Genomic DNA, 15502 nt, shown 5'->3' with positions numbered 1-15502 from the left:
GCAGCGGCTTGGCCCATGGCAAAAAGTCTCCATGCATCACGCCTGCAATGCAGCGTGGACATGGAGACTTTTTGCTGTGCCCGGTGCTCCAGCCCGCCAAGGCTTGGCGGACCAGCCGGGCACCGAGCCAGCCAGCCTGCCATAGGCTACTGCTGGCGAGACCCCAAGGGCAGCGGCAATACGCAGCTGCCCCATTACCCGCCGCCCTCCTGCATCAGCCGGAGTGCGTCAATCTCGCCACCGCGCACTTTGCTCTTCGCGGTGGTGGACTTGCGTGCGCGCAGCGGAACGGTTGCGCGCTTGACCAGCGTCTTGATCTCGCTGGGCGAGAGACCCGGATGCTTCGCGAGCAGCAGTGCAATAGCACCGCTCACATGGGACGTAGCCATGGATGTACCACTCATCTCATGGTGCTTGCCCTGCACCCAGGAAGAGATGATCTTGTCCCCAGGGGCATAGACATCCACGTATGCGCCGCGATTGCTGAAGGACGCAATCCGCCGATTTTTGTCGGTGGCTCCCACCGAAATGGTCTGCGGATAGCGTGCAGGATAATCGATGCTGCGGCGTTTGCCGTCATTTCCTGACGAAGCCACAATGACGATGCCAGCCTGATGTGCACGGTTAACCACATCAAGGAGTGCCTTGCTGCGGGTTTTCATGCCGAAACTCATATTGATAATATCGACCCGGTTACGCACACACCAGTCGATGCCCAGTACAATATCAGAGACATAGGCGGAACCGTTATGGTCAAATGCCTTGACCGGGTAGATCAGGGAACGCGGAGCTACGCCGATCATGCCTTCCGTACTATTCGCAGCGGCGATCGTTCCGGCAATATGGGTACCATGACCGTTGTCGTCATGAGGAAGCAGACTGCGGTTTAACAGGTTGATCCCACGAGCCAGGGAGTACCTGAGATCGGGGTGATGGTAATCGGCACCTGTGTCGATTACGCCGATTTTGATCCGGTGTCCCGTGGAGACGGACCATACTTTCGGTGCACGAATCTGCTTCACTCCCCATGGAACCCCTTGAGCTGTGGCCGGCTTATTGTGAAGTGCTGTTGCATGAAGGGAAATTTGCATATCTTCTTCCACACTGATTTCATCACGGTATTGATCCAAAACCTCCAGACAACGGACCGGAGCAATAATGGAGCGGGCCAGTCGTGAGGAGCGGACCATGCTAAGGTGAGTATGCTCATTCCGCATCCGCGAGAGCTCAAGCAGACAGGCTTCATACTGTCCAGGTTTGGCGAACCGGATCAGATACCGCCCTGGCTGTTCCGGTTCAGGACGTTGCATTCCTTCAACTAATTGATGCAAAAAACCAGTATAGTCCATTATGGGCTGCCCCCTTCGGGATGAACATGCTGAGGTATTCTATGAATGCGTTCATCCCGCCGCATGGGGAACTTGCCCTTTTTTTACAAAAAGACGTTCTCTCCGTGTCAAAACGGGCGCAGGGACATATGATGGATGGAGGGCTAGAGGGCTCTTGCGGGGACCCTGGCGAGGAGCGATCCTTCAGGGGTATACAGTCAGAAGGCGGAGGGGACTCCGTCTTTTTTATTTTTCGCTAACTTTTACAGAATCGACATATTTGCAAACGGGAAGCACAGCACCTTGAATTTATATCAAATGCCTACATAAAAACTTGCTTTTTACCGCTAAATAGGTTTTACTTAGGTTTGTTAATGGATATGTTATACGTAACGGTCCAGCTCGTAGGGATATAAAGTGAATTATGTGTGAGAGGAAGTGTCTGTCAGTGAGTACCTCGCTCAATTTAAAAATTGATAAAGAAAAGGTAAGAGAGATTCCTTTGGTTGACCTTGCCTTTATGGTGCTGAAAGCGGCCAATACGCCGTACTACTACCGTGATTTGATGAATGAGGTAGCAAAACAGCGCGGAATGACTGATGAAGAAATCAACGAATTTATCGCCCAGCTATATACCGAGATTAATATCGATGGCCGTTTTGCCTGTGTCGGTACAAGTCTTTGGGGATTGAAACGCTGGTATCCAGTAGGTGGAACAGAAGACTCCATGACTGGTGCGAAGCGTCCGCGTATCATCAACGATGAAGACGATGATCTGGAAGATGAGGACTTTGGCGAAGAGGAAGACAGCTACAACAGTGACGAAGACTTCGACAATTCCGATGATGATCAAGACGACGATGACGATGATGATGACGACGATGACGACATCTTTGATGAAGATGACAGCGATGAAGAAGTTCTGGTTGAAGATGACGATTTGGATGAAGAAGACCTCGATGAAGACGAAGAAGATGAGTCCGAAGACGAGGATGATTTTGACGACGATTCCGATAAGTAACCGTCATTTTTGACGTCGATAATTTACCCGTTTTCCCCAGATAGTCAGCCTTGACAGCGAACGGGGTAACGGGTAAACTATTGCATGGGCTTATGAATGAGCGAGAATATATTTATGTTTTTTATAAAAAGTGCCCCGTCCTGCGGGAGTACTTTTTTTTGTATTTTTAGAGGCAGAATATTGCAAAAATGATTGATTTCCGCACGCTCCCGGCCAAACATCCGTGGCCCGTTTTTTGTATATAAAAAAAACGTCGACAAGAGATGGATCGATGCCATTTTGGGGACAGGCATGGATGTTTGGCTTTCGGAAAATTTGCACGATTCTTAGCTGTAGAACAAGGTTTACACATGGTCTTCGCACAAAAGAGCAGTACGCAGATGCAGGGAATTTCTGCCATTGCTCTTTTTAACGATGATTACCTGGGAAACGGGTTACGATAACACCATATATCGCCTGAATTTCTGCATTTATATTAGGAGGGTAATAACAGTGACAAAGTATATTTTCGTGACGGGCGGAGTTGTGTCCTCCCTGGGTAAAGGGATCACCGCTGCCTCGTTGGGCAGACTGCTGAAAAACAGAGGTCTCAAGGTAACCATTCAAAAATTTGATCCATACATCAACATCGACCCGGGAACAATGAGTCCTTATCAGCACGGTGAGGTTTTTGTAACGGATGATGGCGCGGAAACGGATTTGGACCTTGGTCACTATGAACGTTTTATCGATATCAACCTCTCCAAAAACAGCAACGTCACGACGGGTAAAGTGTATTCCTCCGTTATCAGCAAAGAGCGGCGCGGAGAATACCTCGGCGGCACGGTACAAGTGATTCCGCACATTACGAACGAGATCAAGGAGCGCGTATTCCGCGCTGGACGTGAAGCAGGTTCGGATGTTGTGATTACAGAGATCGGCGGAACTGTAGGCGATATCGAGAGCTTGCCTTTCCTGGAAGCTATTCGTCAGATCAAGAGTGATGTTGGCCGTGACAACGTGATGTATATCCATGTAACGCTGATTCCTTACATCAAGGCAGCTGGTGAAGTGAAAACAAAACCAACCCAGCACAGCGTGAAAGAACTGCGCAGTATCGGTATCCAGCCAAATGTGATTGTATGCCGTACAGAATACGAACTGTCCAAAGACATGAAAGCCAAAATCGCTCTCTTCTGCGACATTGATGAGAATGCCGTAGTTGAATGTCGCGATGCAAGCACGTTGTATGAAGTGCCTTTGAACCTGCGCGAAGAAGGTTTGGATGAAATCGTGGTGAATCACCTGAAGCTGACCACTCCTGCACCGGATATGAGCGAGTGGGAAGGGCTGGTTGACCGCATCAGCAAATTGCAGCGTACAGTTGAGATTGCCATTGTTGGTAAATATGTAGCACTGCACGATGCTTATTTGAGTGTTGTTGAATCCCTGTCTCATGCAGGATTTGCATCCAATGCAGATGTGAAGATCCGCTGGATCCATTCCGAAGATATCACAGACGAGAACGTAGGCGACCTGCTGCATGGTGTGGGTGGTATCCTTGTTCCTGGTGGTTTCGGAGATCGTGGTATCGAAGGTAAAGTGTCGGCGATCCGTTATGCCCGTGAGAAAAACATTCCATTCTTCGGTATTTGCTTGGGTATGCAGGTTTCCGTAATTGAATATGCACGTTCCATTGTGGGTCTGAATGGTGCGAACAGCTCCGAGATTAACCCGGCTACCGAATTCCCGGTAATCGACCTGTTGCCAGAACAAAAAGATATCGAAAATCTGGGCGGTACAATGCGTCTGGGTCTATATCCTTGTAAGCTGCAAGAAGGTTCTTTGGCTATGGCTTGTTATGATGATGAGTTGGTATACGAGAGACACCGTCACCGGTATGAGTTCAACAATGAGTACCGTGAAGCGATTGAAAAAGCAGGTCTGGTCATCTCCGGTACATCTCCGGATGGCCGTCTGGTTGAGATCGTGGAACTTCCGGGACACCCATGGTTCCTGGCTGTACAATTCCATCCGGAATTTACATCCCGTCCGAACCGTCCACAGCCATTGTTCCGTGAATTCGTAAAAGCTTCATTGGAAAATGCAGAAAAATAATATCGAGTTTACCCTATAATGTAGAGGGGTGTTTGCCGAATGGCCTGTGTTTGCAGGCTGGTGCGGTGAGCACCTCTTTTTTGGTTCCGGCAATAGCTCGCATGCAAGTGTGGCGTGGATAAAATGTTTGCTGTAATTTGTGCGTGGGGCAGGATTTTAATGGGAAGGGTAGAATACTTATCATGACGACTATGGGATAGTTATCCAGATTCGGAGAAATGCATGCTTTCCTAAAATCCAGGAGGTTACAGAGTGGAAAATAAAAAAGTGTTAATCGTTGATGACCAGAACGGGATTCGAATCCTCTTAATGGAAGTATTCAGCAGTGAGGGATATAACACATTCCAGGCTCCCAATGGCAAGATCGCTCTGGAAATTGTGAATACAGATAAACCTGATCTAGTGTTGCTCGATATGAAGATTCCAGGCATGGATGGCCTTGAAATTTTGAAGCATATTAAGGAAATTGATCCGGATATCAAAGTCATCATGATGACAGCTTATGGCGAACTGGACATGATCAAGGAAGCTACTGATCTCGGTGCGCTTATGCATTTCACGAAACCGTTCGATATTGATGAAATGCGCGTGGCAGTCAACATGCAGCTTCGCAATGATACGGCGAATAGGTGCAGCTGAATCCTGTGAATGCAGGATTTTTTGGTCTGTGCTCCATAAGGCATGTACTTCTTGGAGGCATTGGGTATTTCGTCCAATCAACGAGGGAATATTGAGAATGGGAGCGGCTTCATGCGGTGTCTATGAAAACTGTGCTGCAAAGCACAGCATTTTTGCAAATGCTTGTTTAGTATTTGACATGGGATGTGGTATAATAAGCCCGTATGTGATTTCGGCTAAAAACCATAGACACAACCCAAACCCTAGGAGGATTGAAACCATGCCATTAGTTTCTATGACAAACATGTTGAACAAAGCACTTGAAGGAAAATATGCAGTTGGTCAATACAACATCAATAACCTTGAGTGGACTCAAGCGATTCTTGCAGCTGCAGAAGAAGAAAAATCTCCTGTAATCCTTGGTGTATCCGAAGGTGCAGCACGTCACATGGGTGGCTTCTACACAGTAGTTAAAATGGTAGAAGGACTCATTCATGACATGAAAATCACCGTTGAAGTTGCGATTCACCTGGACCACGGTTCCAGCTTTGATAAATGTAAAGAAGCAATCGATGCCGGATTCACTTCCGTTATGATCGACGGTTCCCACCACTCCATCGACGAGAACATTGAAATGACGAAAAAAGTCGTTGAATATGCACACGCTAAAGGCGTTTCCGTTGAAGCTGAAGTAGGTACTGTTGGCGGCCAAGAAGATGACGTTATCGGCGGCATCCAATACGCTGACCTGAACGAGTGTATCCGTATCGTTAAAGAAACAGGTATCGACACATTGGCACCAGCTCTGGGTTCCGTACACGGTCCTTACCAAGGCGAGCCAAACTTGGGCTTCAAAGAAATGGAAGAAGTTCGTGATGCGGTACAAGTTCCACTCGTATTGCACGGTGGTACAGGTATTCCTAAACATGACATCGATAAAGCCATTTCCCTGGGTACTTCCAAAATCAACGTAAACACGGAGAACCAAATTTCGTTCACAAAAGCGGTTCGTGAAGTGCTTGCAGCTAAACCAGATGCTTACGATCCACGTACATTCATCGTACCAGGCCGTGAAGCAATCAAAGAAACCGTTAAAGGTAAAATCCGCGAGTTTGGTTCCAACAACAAAGCGTAATTTATCTTTACCAGTTCCATACTGTGAAGTGGAAAGAACACCGCCTAGCCGGTGTCTTTCCATTTTCACACCTTATTTCACGTAGGGAGCCATCAGCACGTCATGCCGTTTATCGGCTGCAAAACACGTAGGGGGACATTAAGCTTTATGGAAAAATTGATGATTAGTGGCGGACGTCCGTTACAGGGGACTGTAACCATAAGCGGCGCCAAGAACAGCGCCATTGCGCTTATTCCTGCAGCATTGCTTGCCGAATCAGAGGTTGTGCTGGATAACCTGCCACTTTTGAGTGATGTCGCGGTTTATGCGGAAATTTTGGAGGAACTCGGAGCTCGTGTATTTTGGGAAGGCAGTCAGATGAAGATCGATCCTTCCGATATCAAATCTATACCTATGCCGAATGGTCCCGTGAAAAAGCTGCGTGCTTCGTATTATATGATGGGAGCATTGCTTGGACGATTCAAAGAAGCAACAATTGGTTTGCCTGGGGGCTGTAACTTCGAGCCTCGTCCGATTGATCAACATATCAAAGGTTTTGAAGCGCTTGGCGCAACGGTAACGAACGAACATGGATCCATCCATCTGCATGCCAAAGAGCTGCGTGGAGCTAAGATTTATCTGGATGTAAGCAGTGTAGGTGCAACCATTAACATTATGCTGGCGGCAACTCGTGCCAAAGGCTCTACAATTATCGAAAATGCGGCTAAAGAGCCTGAGATTATAGATGTAGCAACACTTTTGAATTCAATGGGTGCCAGCATCAAGGGTGCAGGTACTGAAACTATTCGTATTGAAGGCGTGTCGGAGCTCAAAGGCTGCCGTCATTCCATTATTCCTGACCGTATACAGGCGGGTACGTATATGATTGCCGCAGCAGCAACGCGCGGTAATGTTTTGATCGACAATGTCATTCCCAAACATCTGGAGGCGTTAACTGCCAAGTTGCTGGAGATGGGCGTGGGCATTGAAGAGTTGGATGAGAGCATTCGTGTCATTGGACAACCTTCCTATAGCCATGTGGATGTTAAGGCACTGGTATACCCGGGATTTCCAACCGATTTGCAGTCTCCGATGACAAGTGTATTAACTCAAGCTACAGGTGTAAGTGTCCTGAGCGATTTTGTATACAGCAATCGATTTAAGCATGTGCCAGAACTGGTTCGTATGGGCGCTAAAATTCGAGTGGAAGGTCGTTCAGCCATCATTGAAGGCGGTGCACTGAATGCGGCCAAAGTAAAGGCATCGGATCTTCGTGCCGGAGCAGCGCTGGTCATTGCCGGTCTGACGGTTAACGAAGGTGTGACTGAAGTGACAGGCGTCGAGTATATTGATCGTGGCTACGACCACCTCGTCACCAACCTGCGTCTTCTTGGTGCAGATGTATGGCGCGAAACAGAATAGCGTAAGTTACCATATTGCAAGATTGGTGACTTGACGTTATTATTTTGACAGAACTGCATAACCTTACAACAATTGGGTAAACCTATTCTAATAGAGTTCTCAGCCTCTCCGGGATAAGATGAAATGGTTTTTGTTTCCTTAACCGGAGGGTCTTTTTTTGGATCAAATATCATATGGCTGTATGAACTGACATCATTCCTTTTCCCCAAACCCCGATTTGTCTGTGCTCCATGACTGGGTACCCGGATCGAAAGCCTCGTGAATTATATGTTCACTTACAAGTGTGTAACACTGTATCATGGTCATCCCACCCGGAAACTTACACTCAACGACAAGTATTTGCATTATAACGGTTACATTCCGTACAATGGACAGAAGAGAACGCAGCTGATTTGTGCTGTTCTCCCATAGCCGATCATCAAGCGAAACTATCCATTTCACGGACTTATTAATTGAATAGGTGGTTATTATATGGATCTACAAATTTCCGATTTGGAAGAAATGAAACTAACGGACCTCTACAAACTGGCCAAAAAATATCAGATTCCCTACTATGGCACACTGAAGAAGAAAGAATTGATTTTTGCCATACTACGTGCTCAGGCTGAACAGAGCGGTTTGATGTTTATGCAAGGTGTACTTGAGATCCTTCCGGAAGGTTACGGTTTTCTCCGCCCGATTAACTACCTGCCTAGCACCGAAGACATTTATATATCGGCCTCGCAGATTCGTAAGTTCGATCTTAGAACGGGTGACCTCGTATCTGGTAAATGTAGAACGCCGAAGGAAAACGAGAGATATTTCGGTTTGCTGCAAGTCAATGCGGTAAACGGTGAGAATCCTTCAGCTGCTGCGGAAAGACTTCACTTCCCGGCATTAACCCCATTGTATCCGCAGAAAAAGCTGGTTCTCGAAACATCCCCCAACCATTTGTCTACACGCATTATGGATGTGCTGGCTCCTGTAGGTTTGGGACAGCGCGGATTGATCGTAGCACCTCCCAAAGCAGGTAAGACGCTTCTCCTCAAAGAAATTGCCAACAGTATTTCAACCAACAATCCAGAAATTGAACTGTTTGTCCTGTTGATTGATGAACGTCCGGAGGAAGTAACGGATATGTCTCGTTCGGTAAAAGGGGAAGTTGTGGCTTCTACGTTCGATGAGCTGCCTGAGAATCATATCAAGGTTGCGGAACTGGTGCTGGAACGTGCTCTGCGTCTGGTTGAGGCGAAAAAAGATGTAGTTATTTTGCTGGACAGCATTACGCGTCTTGCTCGTGCATATAACCTGGTTATCCCGCCATCCGGACGGACACTTAGTGGGGGTATTGACCCTGCAGCATTCCATCGTCCAAAACGTTTCTTTGGATCTGCACGGAATGTGGAAGAGGGCGGAAGCCTGACTATTCTGGCGACTGCGCTAATCGATACGGGATCTCGTATGGATGATATTATCTATGAAGAGTTTAAAGGTACGGGTAATATGGAGCTTCATCTGGACCGCAAACTGGCAGAACGCCGTATCTTCCCAGCCATCGATATTCGTCGTTCGGGTACACGCCGAGAAGAAGTGTTGCTCAGCAAGGAAGAGCTTGATACCATCTGGACCATTCGTAAAAATATGAATGACTCCCATGATTTTGTGGAAAGCTTCCTGAAAAAACTGCGCAACAGCAAAACGAATGCAGAGTTTTTGGCTGCGTTTGATGCAGCGGGCAATAACACAAGCAATTCGGGGACCACAACGACTCGGCGATCGCCGAGACAGACGGCTACCTCAGCAACAACTACTTAAAAAATGTTGTACGTTTAAGCATTCGAATTTGGCAGTTCCGCTGCTGGATTTATTATAAACTCGTCGTTCGGTTTAACCCATTAGATGTGAGGAGAACATCATGTATTTAGTATACGCAGATGAAAAAGGCAATGTATTTGATCACCCATCCCTGTATGGGCTTGCCCGTAGTGGAGATATGATCGTTGAAATTATGGAGGATGAACTTATTCCTCTACCAGAGGGTGCAACTCTGGTTGGATTACCAAGCACTCGTCCCATTGGGATGGATCCAGACACCGGTGAGATGATGCCTCTTCCGAGTGATACACAGGCGGTCGGAGCTTTGCTCCCGCAAGGATTTACTCGGCTTTGTTTGCCGGGTTATGTGAAAACGGACAAAGAGTATAAGCTTCCGTTGTTCGGGTACTCTGCAGTGGTATGGAAGGATGATGCATTCTACGTTACAGCCCGGATGTCCGATCATCCGGATCAGTGGAATCCGCTGAACTGTGACCGTGATGACGTACGTGCTGGAGTTACGCGGATGACCGAAAAGTATCCTGAAAATCGCTTGTATACCCATCTGTCCAACTGTGCACTTGGATATGAGTGTCTGACATCTTCCAACACGTTCCTGAATCGTTGGGAAGGTGGAGTTCCGGTATCGTACTCCTGTAACGCAGGCTGCTTCGGGTGTATTTCGGAACAACCGGATGACAGTGGTTTTGTTTCCCCGCAGACTCGAATGAACTTCCGGCCTCGTGTGGACGAAATTGTTGAGGTTATGCTGGAACACCTGAAAACACCAGAGTCCATTATTAGCTTCGGTCAGGGGTGTGAAGGGGAACCGTCAACTCAGGCCAAATTGATTATTGAAGCCATTCGTGAGGTTCGTTCCATTACGGATATGGGATATATCAACATTAATACCAACGCTGGTTTGAATGATCATATTCGAGGCATCGTGGATGCGGGTCTTGATTTGATGCGCGTGAGTACGATCAGTGCACTGGACGATCACTATAATGCGTATTACAAACCACGGGGTTATACACTTGCAAACGTGGAGAAATCGATGAAGTATGCGGCCCAACAAGGTGTGTATACATCGATTAACTATCTGATCTTCCCGGGTGTCACGGATCGCGAAGAGGAGATTGAAGCAATGATTGAGTTTGCCCGGAGAACAGATCTGCGCTTGATTCAAATGCGCAATCTGAATATCGACCCAGAGAGTTATCTGGAATTAATCCCTCCAGCTCAAGGTGATATTCTGGGAATGAAGCCAATGATTGAGATCTTCGAAGAAGAGCTGCCTGATGTCGTTATTGGCTCGTATACACATGTTCCTCCAGCCGGAATGGCTCGTCCGAAACGACTCATCACCTCTTGATAATATTCGATTGCAACACGCATTAGGCCGTGTTATAATCTCTGAAGTTGTGCCATTTACTCTGGGTCCGCTTGAGGCTCAGGGCGGAAAGAGGTGAAAGGTAATGAAAGAAGCAATTCATCCTAAATACACGATCGGTCAAGTAACCTGCGCTTGCGGTAACACTTTTGAGACTGGTTCAGTTAAAGAAGGACTTCGTGTAGAGATTTGCTCCGCTTGCCACCCGTTCTTCACCGGTAAACAGAAGTTTATCGATGCTGGCGGCCGTGTCGATCGTTTCAAGAAAAAATACGGAATCTAATTCAGCAATTCCCTGTGAATTGTCTGCTAATTGCATCCAAACCACCCCTGCCTGTTGGCAGGGGGTTTTTATATAGGGATAAAGGTTCCAGTTCACACCTGGTTGCAATTTGGATAAGCTTACGTTATACTATTTCTTACCGTGCTAGATGGGGAGGTAGCGGTGCCCTGTAACTCGCAATCCGCTATAGCGAGGTTGAATTCCTGCTAGAGGTTTTGTCGATGTGAGGTTTGGTCCCTGAACGTGGTGTTGACGGTTGGGTCCTCCGCAATGAGTACTCATGAACCTGGTCAGGTCCGGAAGGAAGCAGCCATAAGTGAGATCACTCTTGTGCCGGAGGGTTGCCTAGCCTGAGCTGTTGTTCAGGGGTGCCACTTGGATCGCAATTATCGATAGCAGGTGCACGGCTTACCATTTGAAATGTAGAGACCTTTGCAGTTGTATGTATGCAGAGGTCTTTTTGATATGTACAAAAAAACTACGCATCATGGGTCAGATAAAGTTTGGAATCACCCTGGAATATAGTATAATGGGGGAACGACAAAGGACTCGAATGCGAAGTGGAAGGAAGGTAACGCATCATGGAGCATATCGCGTTATACCGGGCTTGGCGTCCCCAGTCGTTTCAAGATATGGTGGGACAACAGCATATTATTCAGACCTTGCAGAACGCGATTCGTGAACAGCGGACTTCCCATGCCTACTTGTTTAACGGGCCCAGAGGAACGGGGAAGACCAGTGCTGCCAAGATTTTGGCCAAAGCTGTAAACTGCGAGCGCGGACCTGCGCCTGAGCCTTGTAACGAATGTGAAGCTTGCCGCAGGATCACGGCCGGTTCTGTAATGGATGTGCAGGAGATTGATGCTGCATCCAACCGGGGTGTTGAAGAGATCCGCGATCTTCGTGAAAAGGTTAAATATGCCCCGACGGAAGTCCGGCAGAAAGTCTATATTATTGACGAAGTACACATGTTAACGACAGAGGCGTTTAACGCTTTGCTCAAAACATTGGAGGAACCCCCTCCGCATGTAATGTTTATTTTGGCAACAACCGAACCACACCGCCTTCCGGCCACGATTATCTCCAGGTGTCAGCGATTTGATTTCCGCCGGGTTTCCCTAGAGGAGCAGACGGCAAGACTTACGTTGATATGCGAACAAGAGGGTATGGAGGCTGATCAGGATGCGCTCCAATACATCGCTCGTCTGTCGGACGGGGGTATGCGGGATGCACTCAGTGTTCTGGATCAGATCTCTTCTTTCACAGATGGAAGAGTAACATACCAGCAGGTTATGGATATGACTGGAGGAATCCCTTCAGAGCAATTTGCCAAGCTTGCCGCTTCATTGCTCAAAGGTGATGTCGGACATATTTTGCAAATGATCGAAGGGTTTATGCATGAAGGCAAGAGTGCAGATAAATGCATGGAAAACTTGCTGTATTACTTCCGTGATTTGCTTATGATCAAGATGGTGCCGGATGCCGACAAACTGACAGACCGGGTACTTAACCCTGAGTCTTTCCGTGATATGGCAGAATCCTTCACGAAGGAACAGTTGTTCCAAATGATTGATACACTTAACCGCTACCAGAGTGAGATGAAATATGCAGTGCAGCCGCAAACGTTATTTGAAGTGGCGCTGCTCAAGCTGTGCAGTATACCTGCGCAGGGAGAGGCATCGAATCAAGTCGTTGTGTCAGCAGGAGCGACGGCGTCCCCACCAGCTGACAGCGGGGAAATTAACCGATTGAAACAACAGCTTGTTGAGTTGGAGAAGAAGTTGGATCGAGCGCTGAAAAGTGGTCTCTCTGGTGGAGAGGCTGCACCAAGCAGTTCTTCACGTCCGGCAACTCGTGCTCCCGTATCCAGAGGGAATTCTCCGGCGAAGCTACCTGCACAGCTGGATCAATACGTGGCGCGCAAGGGATCTCCGGAATTTGTGGAGATCAGCAGAAAGTGGAGTCAAATCTTGCAGCGTGTTAAAGAGGAGAAGGTTACGGTCCATGCCTGGTTTATGGATGGCGAGCCTGTATCTATGTTAGAAGACAATGTATTGGTTGCTTTTAAAAACAACATTCACCGTGAAACGACAGAGAAGCAGGCTAATCGTGAAGTGATCGAGCGCGTGCTGTCTGAACAGCTTGGGCGTTCAGCACGTCTGGTGACGATGATGCTTAAAGACTGGACGGGAGCCATGGAAGGAGCTGCTGAAGCGCCAAAGGAGGACTTTAAGCTTGAACCTGAGCATGAAGACGGCGGGTCAGGCAGCAAGCAACCTTGGATTGATGAAGCCATCCAGCTCTTCGGTGAAGATCTTGTAGTGATCAAGGAATAGATATACCTAGCGCAAGCGCGCATCATTAACTATAACAAAGGAGATGAACAATAATGAACAACATGAACCAAATGATGAAGCAAGTGAAGAAAATGCAGGAGCAAATGCTGAAGGCACAAGAGGAACTGGCTGACAAAACGGTTCAAGGTACTTCGGGTGGCGGCGTGGTTACAGCTGAGGTTAACGGACACAAGAAATTGCTTTCCATTACCATTAAACCTGAAGCGGTAGATCCGGAAGATGTAGAAATGCTGCAGGATCTCGTTATGACTGCTGTAAATGATGCGATGAGCAAAGCTGATGAAATTGCTAACCAGGACATGGGCAAATTCACAGGTGGCATGAAAATTCCGGGATTGTTTTAATTAAAATTGATCCTGTCAAAGGAGACACAATCGATTGTATTATCCCGAACCGATAGCGAAACTTATTGATGCTTTTACCCGATTGCCGGGTATTGGCCCCAAGACAGCTGCGCGACTAGCTTTTCATGTGCTTAACATGAAGGAAGATGACGTTATTGATTTTGCCAAGGCGCTTGTTAGTGTGAAGCGTAACCTTCATTATTGCTCGGTATGCTGTAATATTACAGATACCGATCCATGCCGCATTTGTCAGGATAAGTCCCGTGATGGTTCTGTCATTTGTGTGGTTCAAGACTCCAAGGACCTTGTTGCTATGGAGCGTACCAAAGAGTTTGATGGGTACTATCATGTGCTGCAAGGTGCGATCTCTCCAATGGAGGGAATCGGCCCTGATGATATTCGGTTGAAGGAGCTGTTGACCCGACTGAGCGATGAACGGGTGCAAGAATTGATTTTGGCAACGAATCCGAATATTGAGGGTGAGGCGACGGCGATGTATATATCCCGTCTGGTTCGGCCGTTCGAGATTACAGTGACCAGGATAGCCCATGGATTGCCTGTCGGTGGAGACTTGGAGTACGCAGATGAAGTGACACTATCGAAAGCACTGGAAGGCCGCAGAGAGATCCGATAAGCATGTATGTGTGACTAAGGAGAACGTGGCTTTGCATAGAATGAAGTAGTTGGAGATTGGAATGGATTCATCCAGAGAGCCGAGAGGCTCTCTTTTTTTGTTTGCTGAATGAAGTATCGCGAGAGAAATTTGTTTCTCTAGTTCTAAGTTTGTCCTTCCCTTGATAAGTATGAGAATATGCTGTGCTGAATCAAAGGGGGAGAGCTTATGTTTTTTTGGAAAAATGCAGGACGGGCAGTGGAGAAACGCACCCAAATGCAGAAGGAGCTGGAAGAAGAACAGATCTACTTGGAGATTGAAAAGGCTAAAGCAGAGTGGGAGCGTGCGGTGAGGCAGTTTGAAGAAGCGCAGGGGGAAGATGAAATTGATTATGCCATATATGTTCTGGAAGCAGCAGAGCGTAAGTACCAGATTCATCTGAAGCGGGCGAAACGAGCGGGGATGAAGAAGTCAGCTGTAATGGATCGGGGCATGAGTGTGTGATGAATGAATATGCCGAGGAGGTGTTTAATATGAAAAGTGTGATTCTGGGAAGTGTGCTTGTGGCTTCATTGGTGGCGCTGGTGATCATATTGTTCAGAAAGCGAATCGGATTGTCATGGGTAACATCATTTGGAATACATCTGGCTTTGGCTGCGATCGGGATCTATGTTGTCAATTATTCCGGTTGGATTACGGGTGCCTACATACCGCTGAATCCTGCTACAATCGGTACAGTAAGTATTTTGGGCCTGCCAGGAGTAGGGCTTCTGCTGGGGTTGAAAATTTCTTTGTTTGGGTAGTTGACTCAGTGCAGAGATTTATGGTACATTATATCTCGTTGCTTTGCTTGCTTGGTCGAGAAAATTTGAAGATAAAACAAAGATCGCTAAGAGCTTTGAAAAAAAACTTCAAAAAAGTGCTTGACGAAAACAAACGAAGTATGGTATATTATAAAAGTCGCCGCTGAGAGAAAATAGTGACGACAACAATGAATGTTTGATCTTTGAAAACTGAACAACGAGTGAGTAAATGATCTTGCTTGCAAGATCAACAATGAGATTTTTAATCTCGTCAGATTCAAAATGAGCTAATCGCTCTTTTCAATACTTTATTGG

At 47.2% G+C, this 15502-nt stretch carries 15 protein-coding genes and 1 other RNA gene; 14 read left to right on the top strand and 2 right to left on the bottom strand.

Annotated features, from left to right (window positions below; all coding sequences use genetic code 11):
* Positions 1–36: 36 nt before the first annotated feature.
* On the bottom strand, positions 37–195 hold the full coding sequence (locus MH144_RS29550; protein WP_239305709.1) for a hypothetical protein: 159 nt from the start codon (positions 193–195) through the stop codon (positions 37–39).
* Complete coding sequence (locus MH144_RS29545) at positions 195–1349, bottom strand: S8 family peptidase (protein ID WP_239305708.1); 1155 nt, start codon at positions 1347–1349, stop codon at positions 195–197. The genes MH144_RS29550 and MH144_RS29545 overlap by 1 nt, the downstream gene beginning before the upstream one ends.
* Before the next feature lie 427 nt (positions 1350–1776).
* Here MH144_RS29545 and rpoE point away from each other — a divergent pair, with 427 nt between their 5' ends.
* The 14 genes from rpoE to MH144_RS29475 all read left to right on the top strand — a co-directional run bounded on the left by rpoE (position 1777) and on the right by MH144_RS29475 (position 15187).
* On the top strand, positions 1777–2349 hold the full coding sequence (rpoE, locus tag MH144_RS29540) for a DNA-directed RNA polymerase subunit delta (protein ID WP_239305707.1): 573 nt from the start codon (positions 1777–1779) through the stop codon (positions 2347–2349).
* A gap of 492 nt (positions 2350–2841) precedes the next feature.
* Positions 2842–4446 (top strand): CTP synthase, encoded by a 1605-nt coding sequence (locus tag MH144_RS29535; protein ID WP_095293479.1) that lies wholly within the window; start codon positions 2842–2844, stop codon positions 4444–4446.
* Between the two features lie 252 nt (positions 4447–4698).
* Positions 4699–5085, top strand: coding sequence for a response regulator (locus tag MH144_RS29530; RefSeq protein ID WP_095293480.1), 387 nt, complete (start codon positions 4699–4701; stop codon positions 5083–5085).
* A 259-nt stretch (positions 5086–5344) separates the two neighbouring features.
* Positions 5345–6199, top strand: coding sequence for a class II fructose-1,6-bisphosphate aldolase (gene fba, locus MH144_RS29525; RefSeq protein ID WP_095293481.1), 855 nt, complete (start codon positions 5345–5347; stop codon positions 6197–6199).
* Positions 6200–6346: 147 nt separating this feature from the next.
* Complete coding sequence (locus MH144_RS29520) at positions 6347–7600, top strand: UDP-N-acetylglucosamine 1-carboxyvinyltransferase (RefSeq protein WP_239305706.1); 1254 nt, start codon at positions 6347–6349, stop codon at positions 7598–7600.
* 471 nt (positions 7601–8071) lie between these two features.
* Positions 8072–9394, top strand: a complete 1323-nt coding sequence (rho, locus tag MH144_RS29515; RefSeq protein ID WP_095293483.1) for a transcription termination factor Rho — start codon at positions 8072–8074, stop codon at positions 9392–9394.
* A 100-nt stretch (positions 9395–9494) separates the two neighbouring features.
* Positions 9495–10769, top strand: a complete 1275-nt coding sequence (locus tag MH144_RS29510) for a radical SAM family protein (protein WP_239305705.1) — start codon at positions 9495–9497, stop codon at positions 10767–10769.
* Between the two features lie 103 nt (positions 10770–10872).
* A complete protein-coding gene (gene rpmE, locus MH144_RS29505) occupies positions 10873–11070 on the top strand; it encodes a 50S ribosomal protein L31 (RefSeq protein WP_095293485.1) in 198 nt (65 codons plus the stop codon).
* A 139-nt stretch (positions 11071–11209) separates the two neighbouring features.
* An RNA gene (gene ffs, locus MH144_RS29500) (signal recognition particle sRNA large type) lies at positions 11210–11477 on the top strand.
* A 174-nt stretch (positions 11478–11651) separates the two neighbouring features.
* Positions 11652–13406 (top strand): DNA polymerase III subunit gamma/tau, encoded by a 1755-nt coding sequence (gene dnaX, locus MH144_RS29495; protein WP_239305704.1) that lies wholly within the window; start codon positions 11652–11654, stop codon positions 13404–13406.
* A 53-nt stretch (positions 13407–13459) separates the two neighbouring features.
* Positions 13460–13771 (top strand): YbaB/EbfC family nucleoid-associated protein, encoded by a 312-nt coding sequence (locus MH144_RS29490; RefSeq protein WP_095293487.1) that lies wholly within the window; start codon positions 13460–13462, stop codon positions 13769–13771.
* 34 nt (positions 13772–13805) lie between these two features.
* A complete protein-coding gene (recR, locus tag MH144_RS29485) occupies positions 13806–14405 on the top strand; it encodes a recombination mediator RecR (RefSeq protein WP_127541111.1) in 600 nt (199 codons plus the stop codon).
* A 255-nt stretch (positions 14406–14660) separates the two neighbouring features.
* Positions 14661–14888 (top strand): DUF2508 family protein, encoded by a 228-nt coding sequence (locus MH144_RS29480; protein ID WP_095293491.1) that lies wholly within the window; start codon positions 14661–14663, stop codon positions 14886–14888.
* A 29-nt stretch (positions 14889–14917) separates the two neighbouring features.
* Positions 14918–15187, top strand: coding sequence for a pro-sigmaK processing inhibitor BofA family protein (locus tag MH144_RS29475; RefSeq protein ID WP_239305703.1), 270 nt, complete (start codon positions 14918–14920; stop codon positions 15185–15187).
* The last annotated feature ends 315 nt before the right edge of the window (positions 15188–15502 follow it).

Source organism: Paenibacillus sp. ACRRY, assembly GCF_022346995.1.
Taxonomy (GTDB): domain Bacteria; phylum Bacillota; class Bacilli; order Paenibacillales; family Paenibacillaceae; genus Paenibacillus.
This window is presented reverse-complemented; position numbering and strand designations above follow the sequence as displayed.

Bases quoted from the DNA above. Each gene is read 5' to 3' on its own strand.
- MH144_RS29550 (WP_239305709.1), bottom strand. From the start codon at position 195: ATGGGGCAGCTGCGTATTGCCGCTGCCCTTGGGGTCTCGCCAGCAGTA.
- MH144_RS29545 (WP_239305708.1), bottom strand. From the start codon at position 1,349: ATGGACTATACTGGTTTTTTGCATCAATTAGTTGAAGGAATGCAACGT.
- fba (WP_095293481.1), top strand. From the start codon at position 5,345: ATGCCATTAGTTTCTATGACAAACATGTTGAACAAAGCACTTGAAGGA.
- MH144_RS29520 (WP_239305706.1), top strand. From the start codon at position 6,347: ATGGAAAAATTGATGATTAGTGGCGGACGTCCGTTACAGGGGACTGTA.
- rho (WP_095293483.1), top strand. From the start codon at position 8,072: ATGGATCTACAAATTTCCGATTTGGAAGAAATGAAACTAACGGACCTC.
- MH144_RS29510 (WP_239305705.1), top strand. From the start codon at position 9,495: ATGTATTTAGTATACGCAGATGAAAAAGGCAATGTATTTGATCACCCA.
- rpmE (WP_095293485.1), top strand. From the start codon at position 10,873: ATGAAAGAAGCAATTCATCCTAAATACACGATCGGTCAAGTAACCTGC.
- dnaX (WP_239305704.1), top strand. From the start codon at position 11,652: ATGGAGCATATCGCGTTATACCGGGCTTGGCGTCCCCAGTCGTTTCAA.
- MH144_RS29490 (WP_095293487.1), top strand. From the start codon at position 13,460: ATGAACAACATGAACCAAATGATGAAGCAAGTGAAGAAAATGCAGGAG.
- MH144_RS29480 (WP_095293491.1), top strand. From the start codon at position 14,661: ATGCAGAAGGAGCTGGAAGAAGAACAGATCTACTTGGAGATTGAAAAG.
- MH144_RS29475 (WP_239305703.1), top strand. From the start codon at position 14,918: ATGAAAAGTGTGATTCTGGGAAGTGTGCTTGTGGCTTCATTGGTGGCG.